This is a genomic window from Stutzerimonas stutzeri, assembly GCF_000590475.1.
In the GTDB taxonomy this organism is placed as follows: domain Bacteria; phylum Pseudomonadota; class Gammaproteobacteria; order Pseudomonadales; family Pseudomonadaceae; genus Stutzerimonas; species Stutzerimonas stutzeri_D.
In genome coordinates, this window is record NZ_CP007441.1 from 1,851,971 (window position 1) to 1,866,282 (window position 14,312).

Here is a 14,312-nt window from a genome sequence, read left to right on the forward strand (position 1 = left end):
ACGGATAGTGTCCGATGTCGGAGCATACACACCTGGGCGCGTTAGCCGTACCAGACCTCCTGCAGTGGTGACTAACCGATGACTCGTTTGAAAGGCCTGGATCTGCTGGCTCTCGGATTCATGACATTCGCGCTATTTCTGGGCGCGGGCAACATTATTTTTCCACCCAGCGCTGGGCTTGCCGCAGGTCACGCTATCTGGCCCGCAGCGGCAGGCTTTCTGCTGACCGGTGTTGGCTTGCCGCTGCTCACGGTGGTGGCCTTGGCCCGGGTGGGTGGAGGGATGGACAGGCTAACTGCACCCCTCGGTCGAGGCGCTGGAACGCTGCTGGCTGTGGCGGTTTACCTCGCCATCGGGCCGCTGTTTGCGACACCGCGTACTGCGGTGGTCTCGTTCGAGATGGGCGTGGCACCCTTCACTGGAAACTCGGCTACGCCGCTGTTTGCGTATACGTTGTTGTTCTTCACTGCGACGCTATTTCTCGTGCTGAATCCTGGTCAGTTGGTTGACCGGGTGGGCAAATTCATTACACCGGTGCTTCTTGCGGCCTTGTTGGTGCTAGGTGGGGCAGCGATGTTCGCGCCGGCTGGAGAGATTGGTGCGACTGCCGAAAGCTACCGTAACGGCCCTTTACTCAAAGGGTTTCTCGAAGGCTATCTGACGATGGATACGCTGGGCGCTTTGGTGTTCGGTATCGTCATTGCCACGGCCATTCGTGACCGCGGGGTGTCGGAACCGGCGCTAGTAACGCGTTATTCGATGATTGCCGGGACCATTGCGGCCGTGGGGCTTTCACTCGTTTACCTGGCCCTGTTCTATCTCGGGGCGACCAGCCAGGGCATTGCTGGCGATGCCCAGAACGGTGTGCAGATCTTGACGACCTATGTGCAGCATACGTTCGGTACCACGGGCAGTCTGTTGCTGGCCGTGGTGATAGCCCTGGCCTGTCTGACGACCGCGGTCGGGCTGACCGCGGCCTGCGGCGAGTTCTTCAGCGGCCTTCTGCCGGTCAGTTATCGCACGGTGGTGATCGTGTTCACCCTGTTCAGCGTAATGGTGGCCAATCAGGGGCTTACCCAACTGATCAGTGTTTCGGTGCCAGTGCTGGTCGGGCTATATCCGCTGGCGATCATGTTGGTTGCACTGAGTTTGCTCGACCACTGCTGGGTCTCGCCGAGTCGGGTGTTTGCACCGGTGATGGCTGTGACGCTTGTATTCGGCGTAGCGGATGGTCTTTTGGCTGCGGGTTTCATAGATCTGGTTCCGGAGGTCTTCACGACCTTTCCGCTGGCTGCGCAAAGCATGGGCTGGTTGGTGCCCGTATTGGTCACTTTGGTAATTGCAGTGATCATCGACCGACTGCTCGGTCCCGCTCGAGCGGGCCAATGATTCGAGCCGCCTTGAAGCCGCAAACTACTCGAAAGGCCAAGCTCAGCGTTGGCTGGCTATAATCAGGTGCGAGTTTTCAGGGAGCTGTTATGTCGATTCCGAATCATCTTCTACCGCACCTGATAGCTGTCATCTGGTTTGTCGTGTGCTGGGCCGGATACACTCGGTACGCCAGTTGGCGCGCCAGGGATACCGCTTGCCTGGCCAGCGTACTGCACCTGTACCGGCAAGACTGGATGCGGCGCATGCTATTGCGTGACAACCGGATCGCCGACGCCAACGTGATCGGCAATCTAGAGCGCAATGCCGGCTTTTTCGCTTCCAGCACCTTGATTATCCTGGCCGGCATTCTCACGGCGCTCGGCGCCTCTGAGCGAGCGGTCTCGCTGTTGGCCGATCTGCCGTTCGCGCAGCCGGTGAGTCGCGGCCTTTCAGAAATCAAGCTGCTCGCCCTGGGCGTCGTCTTCGTTTACGCGTTCTTCACCTTCAGCTGGTGCATGCGGCAGTACAATTTTGCGGCTGTACTGGTCGCCTCGGCACCCATGGCGGGTGAGCGCAACGTCAGCGACCAGGAGCGAAAGTCATTCGCCGAACGCGCCGCGCGGGTTGTTTCGATGGCTGCCAACCAGTTCAACTTCGGGCTGCGCGCCTACTATTTCGGCATGGCTACACTGGCCTGGTTTATTCATCCCTGGTTCTTCATGGGTGTGACGGCGGGCGTGGTGGTAATTCTGTATCGCCGTGAATTTCACTCCGATGTGCTCGAAGTGATGGTGTTTACGCCAACCTTGCCTATCGAACCCCCCAAGGAATAGGGCACCGTCAGCGAGCAAGTTAAAGTGCTCGGCTTGATCCGCATTCGAGAATTCGCATGAGCGATAGTCTGATACTGGAGCGCACCCAGCGCTTCCTTTCCTTGTTGCGTCACTGTCAGGTCCTCGGCATGAGCGTCGAACACGCCGATGCCAAGGGGCTTACACTGCGGCTCCCCTATAGCGAGAAGATTGTCAGCAATCCCGAAAGCGGGCTTGTCCACGGTGGCGCGATCACCACACTCATGGACACGACCTGCGGTATCTCGACGGCCTGCGCATTGCCCGAAATGGAAATTTGCCCGACGCTCGATCTACGCATCGATTACATGCATCCGGCGGAGCCGAATCTTGACGTATTCGGTTTTGCCGAATGCTATCGCGTTACACCGACGGTGATTTTCACCCGTGGCGTGGCTTATCAGCGTGATATCAAAGAGCCGATCGCGCATGTGGTGGGCGCGTTCATGCGCATGGGCAAAAACGCGCTGACGTCTGCACCGGAGGCGCGCCGATGAGCGGCCTGGACCTTGATGCACTGGTCTGCGAGGCCCATGCCAGCAACAACTACGATGCGCTTCTGCAGATGGTGCCGTATGCCAGACTCATCGGCATCGAGTGTTTACGACTCGGTGACGAGATGGTGTTCCGGCTGCCGAAGAACCAGGACAACATCGGAAACCCCACACTTCCGGCTATCCATGGCGGGGTGATTGCCGGCTTCATGGAACACGCGGCGATGCTCCATCTTTTGATGTTCATGGGCGCGCCACATTTACCTAAAATCATCGACTTCTCGATAGATTATCTTCGGGCGGGTCACTATCGTGACACCTTTGCCGCCTGCCAGGTTTGGCGCCAGGGGCGCCGTGTAGCAAACGTTGCTGTTACGGCTTGGCAAACGAATCAGGCCGAACCCATCGCCACTGCCCGTTGCCACTTCAAGGTCAACGAGCCCTGATACGTCCGGCGGCTACCACTCCTCAATGTAGTTGCTTCAAGGATGTCGAATGGATGCGTTGCTGATACTGGGCGGGCTGCTGCTGATAGTGGCGGGTCTCGTCTGGTTGATCGTTCTGGCCTTCGGTACGGGCTTGTTGTGGGGCGTCGGAAGCCTGCTTCCTCCGGTTACCTTGCTCTTTGTCCTTCGGCACTGGAATGCCGCCCGTAAGGCCATTGGCCTGTCGGGGTTGGGGTTCATTCCCTTGATCGTCGGATTCACGATGCTTGCCAATCACGAGCCGGAACGGCTGGCGGCGATTACCAGCTTGCAGTGGCTCGAGCCGGATGAGCAGATGCAGAGTCACCATCTGGCTATCCGGCTTCGCGGGCAGCTCGACGGTCGCCCGTTCAGCCCACGGGTCGGCAGTTACATGAACGGCGTGTTGACGCTACGTGAGGGCGATGATCTGTTCGCCAGGCAAGAGGTACGAATTCGCCTCGGCGCGACCCCTCCCGGCACATTACAGGTCGACGTGCTGCCGCAGGATGTCAGTCCGGTACCGGCGGTCGAGATAAACTGGATGCGCCCCGAGCAGGAGCTGCCCGAAGCGCGCAGAGTCAGTAGCGGCTACACCTTGCATCTGGATCTGCATCCGGTGCCGCCTAACAAGTTGGCCGGCGACTTCCATCTGGTTTTGCCAGCGCAATATCACACAAGCCTCAGCGGCCATGTCGAACTATTCACCGATGACCTGCGTTATCGCGCAGGTCAGGTGGATATGACTCATGACTCGGCGGACACGCTCGTTCATCTGGCCAGGGATCATCTGCAGCGACGCTTCAAGACGCGAGCGGTAAACATCGAATCGCTGGCTCCCGTCAATTTCCCCGCTTCGGCGATGGTGCTTTCGGTGCAAGCGGCTGTGAAGGGAACATCAGGCCGGTTCGAGATGGCTATCCACAAGGACAACAAAGGCTGGGCGGTAGACGACGACAGCTACCCGCCATTACCTGAAGAGATCGAAACGCAGCCCAAGCTGGTGGCCGTCCAGTCAGGCTCCCTCCCGGACAGTACGCCATCACCTCGTATCGACCGTCGACAACGGTTTTCCCTGGCACTGTTGCTGCGCAATCCAGCGCGCTACGAGCATCTGTTGGTGCGAGCGCATACGGAGCGTGGCGGGCTAGCGGAGGGGCGCTTCGTTGGCATTGATCGCGACGGTAACGTGGGGATTCGACGCATGCTGAAAGGCCCGGGAGAGGCCACTTACAATCTCGCCCCGAGCGATATCGTTTTGCTCGAACTGCTCGAACCATAGCGTCGAGAAGCCGAGCGGCTTGTCCGGCGGCTTGCAACGCTGGTGGGTCGGCACACTTGAAATCCTGTATCAAGCCCCCATCTGCTTGACATCACCGCAGTCGCGGTCCGTGCCATTGACGATGTGGAGTTTGCAAGACGATGAGTGTGGAGACTCAAAACAAAGAAACCCTGGGCTTCCAGACCGAAGTGAAGCAACTGCTTCACCTGATGATCCATTCCCTGTATTCGAACAAGGAAATCTTTCTTCGTGAACTGATTTCCAACGCATCCGACGCGGCTGACAAGTTGCGCTTCGAAGCGCTGGCCAAGCCTGAGCTGCTAGAAGGCGGTGCCGACCTGAAGATCCGCGTCAGCTTCGACAAGGATGCGAAGACCGTGACCCTCGAGGATAGTGGCATCGGCATGAGCCGTGAGGACGTGATCACCCATCTGGGCACCATCGCCAAGTCGGGTACCGCTGACTTCATGAAGCATTTGTCTGGCGACCAAAAGAAGGACTCGCACCTGATCGGGCAGTTCGGCGTGGGTTTCTACTCCGCATTCATCGTTGCCGACCAGGTCGAAGTGTTTAGCCGCCGCGCCGGCACCCCGGCCGAAGAGGGCGTGTATTGGTCGTCGAAAGGCGAGGGTGAGTTCGAAGTCGCAAACGTCGAGAAGGCGGAGCGCGGCACCCGTATCGTCCTGCACCTGAAATCCGGCGAAGAAGAATTCGCCGATGGCTGGCGCCTGCGCAACATCATCAAGAAATACTCGGATCACATCGCGCTGCCGATCGAGCTGCCGAAAGAGTTTCATGGCGAGGAGAAAGACAAACCGGCTGAACCCGAGTGGGAAACCGTCAACCGCGCCAGCGCGCTCTGGACCCGTCCGCGTACCGAGATCAAGGATGAGGAGTACCAAGAGTTTTACAAGCACGTCGGCCACGATTTCGAGAATCCGTTGGCCTGGAGCCACAACAAGGTCGAAGGCAAGCTCGAATACACCTCGTTGCTATTCGTGCCGGGCCGCGCGCCGTTCGATCTCTACCAGCGTGAAGCGCCCAAGGGCCTTAAGCTCTATGTCCAGCGCGTGTTCATCATGGACCAGGCTGACGAGTTCCTGCCGTTGTACCTGCGCTTCATCAAGGGCGTGATCGATTCCAACGATCTGTCGCTCAACGTCTCGCGTGAAATCCTGCAGAAGGATCCGGTGATCGATTCGATGAAATCGGCACTGACCAAGCGTGTTCTGGACATGCTGGACAAGCTGGCCAAAGACAAGCCGGAGGAATACGAGAATTTCTGGAAGCAGTTCGGCCAGGTGCTCAAGGAAGGCCCGGCGGAAGACTTCGCCAACAAGGAGAAGATCGCCGGCCTCCTGCGCTTCGCCTCGACCAGCGACACCTCGGGCGAGCAGAGTGTATCGCTGGCCGACTACCTGGGCCGCGTCAAGGAAGGACAGGACAAGATCTACTACCTCACCGGTGAGTCCTATGCGCAGGTCAAGAGCAGCCCGCACCTGGAAGTCTTCCGCAAGAAGGGTATCGAAGTCCTGCTGCTGACCGATCGCATCGACGAGTGGCTGATGAGCTACCTCACCGAGTTCGACGGCAAGCAGTTCGTGGACGTCGCGCGGGGGGATCTGGATCTCGGCAAGCTGGATACGGAAGAAGACAAGAAGGCCCAGGAAGAGATCGCCAAGACCAAGGAAGGCCTGGTCGAGCGCCTCAAAGCTTCGCTGGGAGACGCCGTGGCTGAAGTACGGGTATCGCACCGGTTGACCGACTCGCCGGCGATTCTCGCCATCGGTGAGCAGGATCTGGGCTTGCAGATGCGCCAGATTCTCGAGGCGAGCGGTCAGAAGGTGCCGGAATCCAAACCGATCTTCGAGATCAACCCGCAACATCCATTGATCGAGAAGCTGGACGCCGAGCCGGATGAGGACCGCTTCACCGACCTGTCGCACATCCTCTTCGATCAAGCGGCGCTGGCCGCCGGGGATAGCCTCAAGGATCCAGCCGCCTATGTGCAACGTCTGAACAAGCTGCTGGTTGAGCTTTCAGCCTAAGTAGAACTTGGAAGTTAGAGGCCCGTCATAGACGGGCCTTTTTTATTGCCCACTCCAGACATCGTAATGTCCGCAGTGAATTTCCCAGGCTCACTTGTAGGCGGCTTGTGTCTGGCTGACTAGGCAGTGTGTACGCAACAACCACATCGGTGCGCCAGCATTGAGCGAAGTGGCTTTGACTAATGAACCGTCGTGCAGCGAGGCGGTCTATCCGCTTGGCTGTCAGGAGGTCTCGGTTGTTCAATTTACGATGCTGTTTCACCGCCCTGTGTCTGGTCGCATCGATTGCACCGGTTCAAGCGCGCACGTACCACTACAGTGACGCACACCTGCATTTCGTTGACTTCTTTCAGGAAAGCGACGGCATGAAACCTTTGCTCGAGGCAATGGACAACGGCGATATCGACCATGTAATGATCAGCGGTATACCAGTTGCAAAAAAATGGCATGAGAACGAGCCCAAACGCCCTCGTTATTATGCAGGCGACGACGCACCTGTTTATTGGTATAGCGCGACCGACGTGGTGGTAGCCGCCGCGCTAAAAAAGCTGGACAAGGATCAGCGCAAACGCTTCCATCCGTTTCTGTCGGGATTCAACCCAAACGACAAGAATGCAGATGCGCACATTCGGCGAATGCTCGATCTTGATCCTGGATTGTGGCAAGGGCTTGGTGAGATTTTCACCCGCCATGATGACGTGACCGCTTTGACTCAGGGTGATACACCGCGCGCCAATAATGAAGCACTGACGCGGGTTTATCATCTTGCAGCTGAGTTCGATCTTCCTGTCATGCTGCACTCGAACGTTACCTCCAAGCGCGAGCGCAACCCACTTTATCTGGCGGAACTTGAAGAGCCGCTCCGTAATCACCCGCATACGCGTTTTATCTGGGCGCACGCGGGCACGAGTATGGAACTGCATCGCCATCAGAAAAAGCTCGACTTCCTGCTACCGACTGTAACGCGTTTGCTTGAGGACTATCCCAACCTCTATATCGATCTATCTTGGACCATGCTTCGCCCTTACCTCTTGGATGCTTCGGGGACGCCTGATCCTGAATGGGTAGCGCTTATCGAAACAAACCCAACGCGTTTTATGATTGGGTCTGATGTTGTAGGTCGATTCGATGGTCTAGGCGAAGGCATGCAGGCATTTGACCCATTTCTGAATGCCTTGACCGAACCCGTGGCGCGCAAAGTCGCTCGGGATAATTTTCTCGATATTCTTCCCCGTAAGCATCCGCCACGGTAGACAACTGAAGATTGACTACCGTCTGGCTGATAAAGCAGAGCCATTCGTCGTTCAAGCTGCAATAAGCGACTTTTATCTGGCGCCAAAATTCAAGAATACCGGTCTTGCTCCGATACCAGAACGCTTGCTGTGATTTTGCAGCGCAACCATGGAGCAAGAATTCCCATGTCGATTCGTGATGTGAGTGTGTCGATTCGTTCCGCCGTAGGCTTTGGCCTGATCGGCGTCATTGTGCTGGTGCTCGGTCTGTTCTCGTTAAGCCAGATGGCGGATATGCGTGAGGAATCGAACGAGGTAGATCAGAACTGGCTACCCAGCATCGTCAGCCTGGGTGACCTTAACGCAGCGATGCTGCGCATCCGCGCCCTGACCATGCGGGCAATGCTCGTGGAAGGTGAGGCGCTTGTTTCAACCAAGCAATCGCTAGCCAAGCTGATTGAGAATATCGACTCACTAAACTCGGCCTACGCGGATCGTATTGTCACCGACGATGAAAAGGCCGCTTACGCACGGTTTGCGGGCTCGCAGGGCCAGTATTTTACCGAGCAGCGCAAGATCGTCGAGTTTGTTACTCAAGGCGCGCGTGAGCGGGCAATTCAGGTGATGAACGGCCCTATCAGCACCCATGCGGACGAAATGACAAAGGCCCTGCTTGATCTGCAGCGCATCAACAGCGATGAAGCAGGCAAGGCTGCCAGTCGTTCGCTGGAGGTATACCAGTCTGCGTTCATGTGGGTCATCGTCACTATCGTATTAGCGGCCATCGCCACCATAGTCTTGGCGCTGATATTCACGCGCAGTATCGTTCGGCCATTGAACCAGGCGGTTGACATTGCCGAGGGTGTAGCCGCTGGCGATCTGACTCGCGAGTTCACGATCGAAGGGAACGATGAGCCCGCGCGGCTGCTGACTGCCCTGAGAGCAATGCAGCAGAGCTTGCGTAGCACCATCCAGGGCATAGCCGACTCGTCCAGCCAATTGGCCTCGGCGGCTGAAGAGCTGAATGCGGTGACGGATGATTCGTCGCGTGGTTTGCATCAACAAAATCATGAAATCGAACAAGCCGCGACCGCCGTGAACGAGCTGACGGCGGCGGTAGATGAAGTCGCACGCAATGCGGTAGCGACATCTGAAGCGTCGCGAGAGTCCGATGCGACAGCGCAGCATGGCCGGCAGCAGGTCATAAAAACAGTCGAGTCGATTGGTCTCCTGACGGGAGATGTGACCTCCACCGCATCACAAGTGGAACAGCTGGCGGGTCAAGTACGTGACATCAGCAAGGTGCTGGACGTGATTCGCTCGATCGCCGATCAGACCAACTTGCTTGCGCTCAACGCCGCAATCGAGGCTGCACGGGCAGGGGAAGCGGGGCGTGGCTTCGCGGTCGTCGCTGATGAGGTCAGAGCGCTGGCGCATCGAACCCAGCAATCCACTCAGGAAATCGAGCAGATGATAGGCGACGTACATCAGGGTACCGATAAGGCCGTTCTCGCCATGCAGACCAGCAATGAGCGTGCTCGCGCTACGCTCGAGGTGGCACGCACTGCCGGCGAGGCGCTGGATGGGATTGCCCGTGCGATCAGTCAGATCAGCGAGCGTAACCTGGTGATCGCCAGCGCATCGGAAGAGCAGGCGCAAGTTGCGCGGGAGGTGGATCGCAATCTAATAAATATCCGTGATCTGTCGCTTCAGTCTTCTGCGGGTGCCAATCAGACCAGCGCGGCGAGCCAGGAACTGGCGTCGTTGGCCATCAACCTCAATGAGCTGGTAGCGCGGTTCCGCCTCTGATCTGCCAGTTTAGCGATGCCCATTGCGAGGGCATCGCTAGTTTCGCTTTTCATTCGTCTCATAACTTCTGCTTTACTCCTATGCTGTGCACGGCTGGCGGAGATGCGTAACATTCGGCGTTTTTTAACAAGGCATCGTGTCGCTCTCATGGGGGATCGGCCTTGCCTGATTCATCCGTCTACGTCGAGACTCCACCATGCCCAACCTTTCAACTCACTTGCTCACGGTATATAACCGAGTCGGTCTTGTGCCTCAGATCGTGGTCGGGCTGTTCGCTGGTTGTTTGCTGGCCTGGCTATGGCCTGAGGGTGCTGAATCGGTCAGCTTGCTGGGCGATCTGTTTGTGTCCGGATTGAAAGCAGTCGCGCCGGTGCTCGTACTGGTGCTTGTAACGGCGTCGCTAGCCAACCATAAACGAGGGCAGCAGACACATATCCGGCCGATACTGTTTCTCTACGCGTTGGGCACCCTGAGCTCAGCCGCGGTGGCGGTCATCGCCAGTACGCTTTTCCCCACAAGCCTTACGTTGATCAATCAGGTCAATGACGTGGTGCCCCCGTCAGGTGTTGGCAGCGTACTGCGAACCTTGCTATTCAACGTGGTCGATAATCCGGTGCATGCGCTTGCCGAAGGTAACTTCATCGGTATTCTGGCGTGGGCCATAGGTCTGGGCATTGCGTTCCGCCATGCTCGAGAGAGCACGCGCAACCTGATAGCCGATGTGTCGGAAGGCGTGACGCTGATCGTCAGGGTGGTAATTCGCTTCGCGCCGCTGGGAATTTTTGGCTTGGTGGCCGGCACGCTTGCAAAGTCCGGTTTTTCGGCACTGGCGGGTTATTTTCAGCTGTTGATGGTGCTGGTGGGCAGCATGCTGTTCATGGCATTGGTCGTTAATCCGTTGATTACGTTCTGGCAGATTCGCAGAAATCCCTACCCACTCGTTTTGAAATGCCTTCGGGAAAGCGGAATTACAGCCTTCTTCACGCGCAGCTCGGCAGCAAATATTCCGGTCAACATGCAACTGTGCGAACGGCTGGGATTGCACAAGGACACCTACTCGGTATCCATCCCGCTGGGCGCAACCATCAATATGGGTGGGGCAGCGATTACCATCACGGTGCTGACATTGGCAGCAGCCCATACGTTGGGTATCGCCGTGGATATACCCACGGCCTTTTTGCTCAGTCTGCTGGCCGCCATCTGCGCGTGCGGTGCATCTGGCGTAGCGGGTGGCTCGCTGTTGCTGATCCCCTTGGCGTGTAGTCTGTTCGGTATTTCTAACGATCTGGCGATGCAAGTAGTGGCGGTGGGATTCATTATCGGAGTGGTTCAGGACTCGGCTGAAACCGCACTGAACTCGTCTACCGATGCGCTGTTCACTGCCGCGTCGTGCATCGCACGTGGCGATGTGTCGAGCGAGGCCGTGAACGCCTGATTGTGTCGTGCCTCGCTTGGCAGGGGCGGCGCGACTGATAAGGCGATCGAATCGAAGTTTGACTTCATCAAGTTAGCAAAAACAACAACGGCGCCCTGAGGCGCCGTTGTTCTACCCGCTTGTCGATCAGCCTTTCCAGCGCTTGAGGACCAGCGTGGCGTTGGTGCCACCGAAACCGAAGCTGTTACTCATTACGGTGTCGATCTTGGCATCTTCGCGGGTTTCGCGAACGATCGGCAGGTCAGCGACTTCCGGGTCCAGCTCTTCAATGTTGGCTGAGCCTGCAATGAAGTTGTCCTGCATCATCAGCATGCAGTAGATCGCCTCGTGAACGCCCGCGGCGCCCAGCGAGTGGCCGGACAGGCTCTTGGTCGAACTGATGGCCGGTATCTTGTCGCCGAACATGTTGCGCACGGCCTTGCTCTCGGCGACGTCGCCCACCGGTGTGGAGGTGCCGTGGGTGTTGAGGTAGTCAATGTCGCCATCGACCGTCGCCATCGCCTGCTGCATGCAGCGCAGCGCGCCCTCACCACTCGGTGCGACCATGTCGTAGCCGTCGGAAGTAGCGCCGTAGCCGACGATTTCCGCATAGATTTTGGCGCCGCGCTTGAGCGCATGCTCCAGCTCTTCAACCACGACCATGCCGCCACCGCCCGCGATGACGAAACCGTCACGCTTGGAGTCGTAGGCGCGCGAAGCCTTCTCCGGCGTTGCGTTGTATTGGCTGGAGAGCGCGCCCATGGCATCGAACAGGCAGCTCTGGCTCCAATGTTCTTCTTCACCGCCACCGGCAAAGACGACGTCCTGCTTACCCATTTGAATCTGCTCCATCGCATGGCCGATGCAATGCGCACTGGTGGCGCAGGCCGAGGCGATGGAATAGTTGATGCCCTTGATGCGGAACGGTGTGGCCAGACAGGCGGAAACCGTGCTACTCATGGTGCGCGGCACTCGATATGGGCCGATGCGCTTGACACCTTTATCACGCAGGATGTCGATGGCTTCCATCTGATTGATGGTCGAAGCGCCACCGGAGCCGGCGATCAGACCGATACGCGGATTGGAAATCTCATCGGCGCTGAGACCGGAATCTTCCAACGCCTGCTGCATGGCCAGATAGGCATAAGCCGCCGCATCGCCCATGAATCGAAGGACTTTGCGATCGATCAGCTCTTCGAGGTTCAAATTGACCGAACCCGAAACCTGGCTGCGCAGACCCATGTCCGCATAGTCCTGGTTGAAACGAATACCAGGGCGGCTGGTGCGCAGGTTGGCGGAAACGGTGTCTTTGTCATTGCCGAGGCAGGAAACGATACCCAGGCCGGTGATCACGACGCGACGCATGCGGAAGTCCTTCAAAAGCTATCGGTAGATGTAAACAGGCCGACACGCAAACCTTCGGCACTGTAGATCTCGCGACCATCTACGCTGACGGTACCATCGGCGATGCCGAGGATCAGGGAGCGATTGATGGTGCGTTTGATATGAATGTTATAGGTGACCTTCTTGGCGGTCGGCAGGACTTGGCCGAAGAACTTTACTTCGCCAGAACCCAGCGCGCGACCACGGCCAGGGTTGCCTTGCCAACCAAGATAGAAACCGACCAGCTGCCACATGGCGTCAAGGCCCAGGCAGCCGGGCATGACCGGGTCACCTTCGAAATGGCAGGCAAAAAACCAGAGATCAGGATTGATATCCAGCTCGGCGACTAGCTCGCCTTTGCCGTACTTACCGCCCACTTCGCTGATGTGAACGATGCGATCGACCATCAGCATGTTCGGCGCGGGCAGTTGCGCATTACCGGGCCCGAAAAGTTCGCCGCGGCTGCAGCGAAGCAGATCTTCCCGAGTAAAGGCCTGTTGTTTGGTCATGCGTATTCCTCAATGGTCCCTTTATGGAGGGCTTGCTGCTTTTATCCGACCCAAAAATCAAGAGTCCGATCATAAAGACTAGTCATAGACTGCCACCTTGCGCCGAAAGTCACAGCGCAAGGACATGGATACCGCTCGTTTCGACCGACTACGAGAAGACCATGGTAGAAACGGGCCGATACTTTAACACTCCTGGGCTGTGACAACGACCATACGACAACCTGTCCCTTATAGACCATAGGGGAATGTATCGCGACGATGACCGCAAGGCAGAGCTAGCCGAGGGGTCTTTTTTGGCTGCAGGCCTCGTTTGAAACTGTAACCTGATGATTCCATTGGCGACTGGCTTTGTACTGGCTGCGCGCGGAGCGCTACGTATAATGCCGATCATTGCCACCCAGGTGGCTCAAAACGGATACCTCATGACTGAACAGCAACCCATAGCGGTGCTTGGCGGCGGTAGCTTCGGTACCGCCATCGCGAATCTGCTTGCCGAAAATGGCCACGGCGTCCGGCTGTGGATGCGTGATGCCGAGCAGGCCGAGAGCATCCGCACCCAGCGTCAGAATCCGCGCTATCTGAAAGGCGTGAAGGTGCTTCCAGAGGTCAGTCCGGTTACCGACCTGGGGCAGACGCTGGCCGACTGCGAGCTGGTCTTCGTGGCGCTGCCCTCCAGTGCGCTGCGCCAGGCGCTATCGCCGTTCGCAGGACAACTGTCGGGCAAGATGTTGGTCAGTACGACCAAAGGCATTGAGGCGCAGGGCTTCATGCTGATGAGTCAAATCCTGCAGGAGATAGCACCGCAGGCACGAATCGGCGTGATTTCAGGCCCGAATCTGGCACGTGAAGTGGCCGAGCATGCTTTGACCGCAACCGTGGTCGCCAGTGACGACGAGACGCTCTGCCGCTGCGTGCAGCAAGCGCTACATGGGCGAACCTTCCGCGTCTACGCCAGTTCCGATCGTTTCGGGGTGGAGCTTGGCGGTGCGCTGAAGAACGTCTACGCGATCATGGCTGGGATGGCCGCTGCCATGGGCATGGGTGAGAACACCCGCAGCATGCTGATTACGCGCGCGCTTGCCGAGATGACCCGATTCGCCGTCAGATTGGGAGCCAACCCCATGACTTTCCTGGGACTGGCGGGCGTCGGGGATCTAATCGTCACTTGTACCTCTTCGAAGAGCCGCAACTTTCAGGTGGGCTATGCGCTTGGCGAGGGACTGAGCCTCGATCAAGCCGTATCCCGTTTGGGAGAGGTGGCTGAGGGCGTCAATACCATCAGGGTGCTGAAGACCAAGGCCGAAGACCTTCAGGTCTACATGCCACTGGTCGCTGGGTTACATGCCATTCTGTTCGAGGGGCGTACGCTCGAACAGGTCATCGCGCTGTTGATGCGCGGCGAGCCGAAGACCGATGTGGATTTCATTTCCACCGACGGCTTCTGAAACGATAGCG

General features: G+C 57.8%; 12 protein-coding genes. 10 read left to right on the forward strand and 2 right to left on the reverse strand.

Annotated features, from left to right (window positions below; all coding sequences use genetic code 11):
- The first annotated feature begins 78 nt into the window (after positions 1-78).
- From brnQ to sstT, 9 genes are all read left to right on the forward strand, one after another.
- A complete protein-coding gene (gene brnQ, locus CH92_RS08660) occupies positions 79-1,389 on the forward strand; it encodes a branched-chain amino acid transport system II carrier protein (protein WP_025241381.1) in 1,311 nt (436 codons plus the stop codon).
- An 89-nt stretch (positions 1,390-1,478) separates the two neighbouring features.
- Positions 1,479-2,204, forward strand: a complete 726-nt coding sequence (locus CH92_RS08665; protein WP_025241382.1) for a DUF599 domain-containing protein — start codon at positions 1,479-1,481, stop codon at positions 2,202-2,204.
- Positions 2,205-2,260: 56 nt separating this feature from the next.
- Positions 2,261-2,719 carry a PaaI family thioesterase gene (locus CH92_RS08670; RefSeq protein ID WP_025241383.1) on the forward strand — a complete coding sequence of 153 codons (459 nt, stop codon included), beginning with the start codon at positions 2,261-2,263 and terminating at the stop codon, positions 2,717-2,719.
- A complete protein-coding gene (locus tag CH92_RS08675) occupies positions 2,716-3,162 on the forward strand; it encodes a PaaI family thioesterase (RefSeq protein WP_025241384.1) in 447 nt (148 codons plus the stop codon). The genes CH92_RS08670 and CH92_RS08675 overlap by 4 nt, the downstream gene beginning before the upstream one ends.
- Before the next feature lie 49 nt (positions 3,163-3,211).
- Positions 3,212-4,462 carry a hypothetical protein gene (locus tag CH92_RS08680; protein WP_025241385.1) on the forward strand — a complete coding sequence of 417 codons (1,251 nt, stop codon included), beginning with the start codon at positions 3,212-3,214 and terminating at the stop codon, positions 4,460-4,462.
- Positions 4,463-4,602: 140 nt separating this feature from the next.
- Positions 4,603-6,510 (forward strand): molecular chaperone HtpG, encoded by a 1,908-nt coding sequence (gene htpG, locus CH92_RS08685; RefSeq protein ID WP_025241386.1) that lies wholly within the window; start codon positions 4,603-4,605, stop codon positions 6,508-6,510.
- A gap of 272 nt (positions 6,511-6,782) precedes the next feature.
- Positions 6,783-7,763, forward strand: coding sequence for an amidohydrolase family protein (locus CH92_RS08690; protein ID WP_423833172.1), 981 nt, complete (start codon positions 6,783-6,785; stop codon positions 7,761-7,763).
- A 165-nt stretch (positions 7,764-7,928) separates the two neighbouring features.
- On the forward strand, positions 7,929-9,551 hold the full coding sequence (locus tag CH92_RS08695; protein ID WP_025241388.1) for a methyl-accepting chemotaxis protein: 1,623 nt from the start codon (positions 7,929-7,931) through the stop codon (positions 9,549-9,551).
- A gap of 196 nt (positions 9,552-9,747) precedes the next feature.
- A complete protein-coding gene (gene sstT / locus CH92_RS08700; RefSeq protein ID WP_025241389.1) occupies positions 9,748-10,986 on the forward strand; it encodes a serine/threonine transporter SstT in 1,239 nt (412 codons plus the stop codon).
- Positions 10,987-11,112: 126 nt separating this feature from the next.
- Here the strand turns inward: sstT and fabB are convergent, their stop codons facing one another.
- Together fabB and fabA are read right to left on the reverse strand one after the other, a co-directional pair.
- Positions 11,113-12,330: a beta-ketoacyl-ACP synthase I gene (gene fabB / locus CH92_RS08705; RefSeq protein WP_025241390.1), complete on the reverse strand. Its 1,218-nt coding sequence runs from the start codon at positions 12,328-12,330 to the stop codon at positions 11,113-11,115.
- An 11-nt stretch (positions 12,331-12,341) separates the two neighbouring features.
- On the reverse strand, positions 12,342-12,857 hold the full coding sequence (gene fabA / locus CH92_RS08710; protein WP_021207858.1) for a 3-hydroxyacyl-[acyl-carrier-protein] dehydratase FabA: 516 nt from the start codon (positions 12,855-12,857) through the stop codon (positions 12,342-12,344).
- A 422-nt stretch (positions 12,858-13,279) separates the two neighbouring features.
- Between fabA and CH92_RS08715 the strand changes: the two genes are divergently transcribed.
- Positions 13,280-14,302 carry an NAD(P)H-dependent glycerol-3-phosphate dehydrogenase gene (locus CH92_RS08715; protein WP_025241391.1) on the forward strand — a complete coding sequence of 341 codons (1,023 nt, stop codon included), beginning with the start codon at positions 13,280-13,282 and terminating at the stop codon, positions 14,300-14,302.
- The last annotated feature ends 10 nt before the right edge of the window (positions 14,303-14,312 follow it).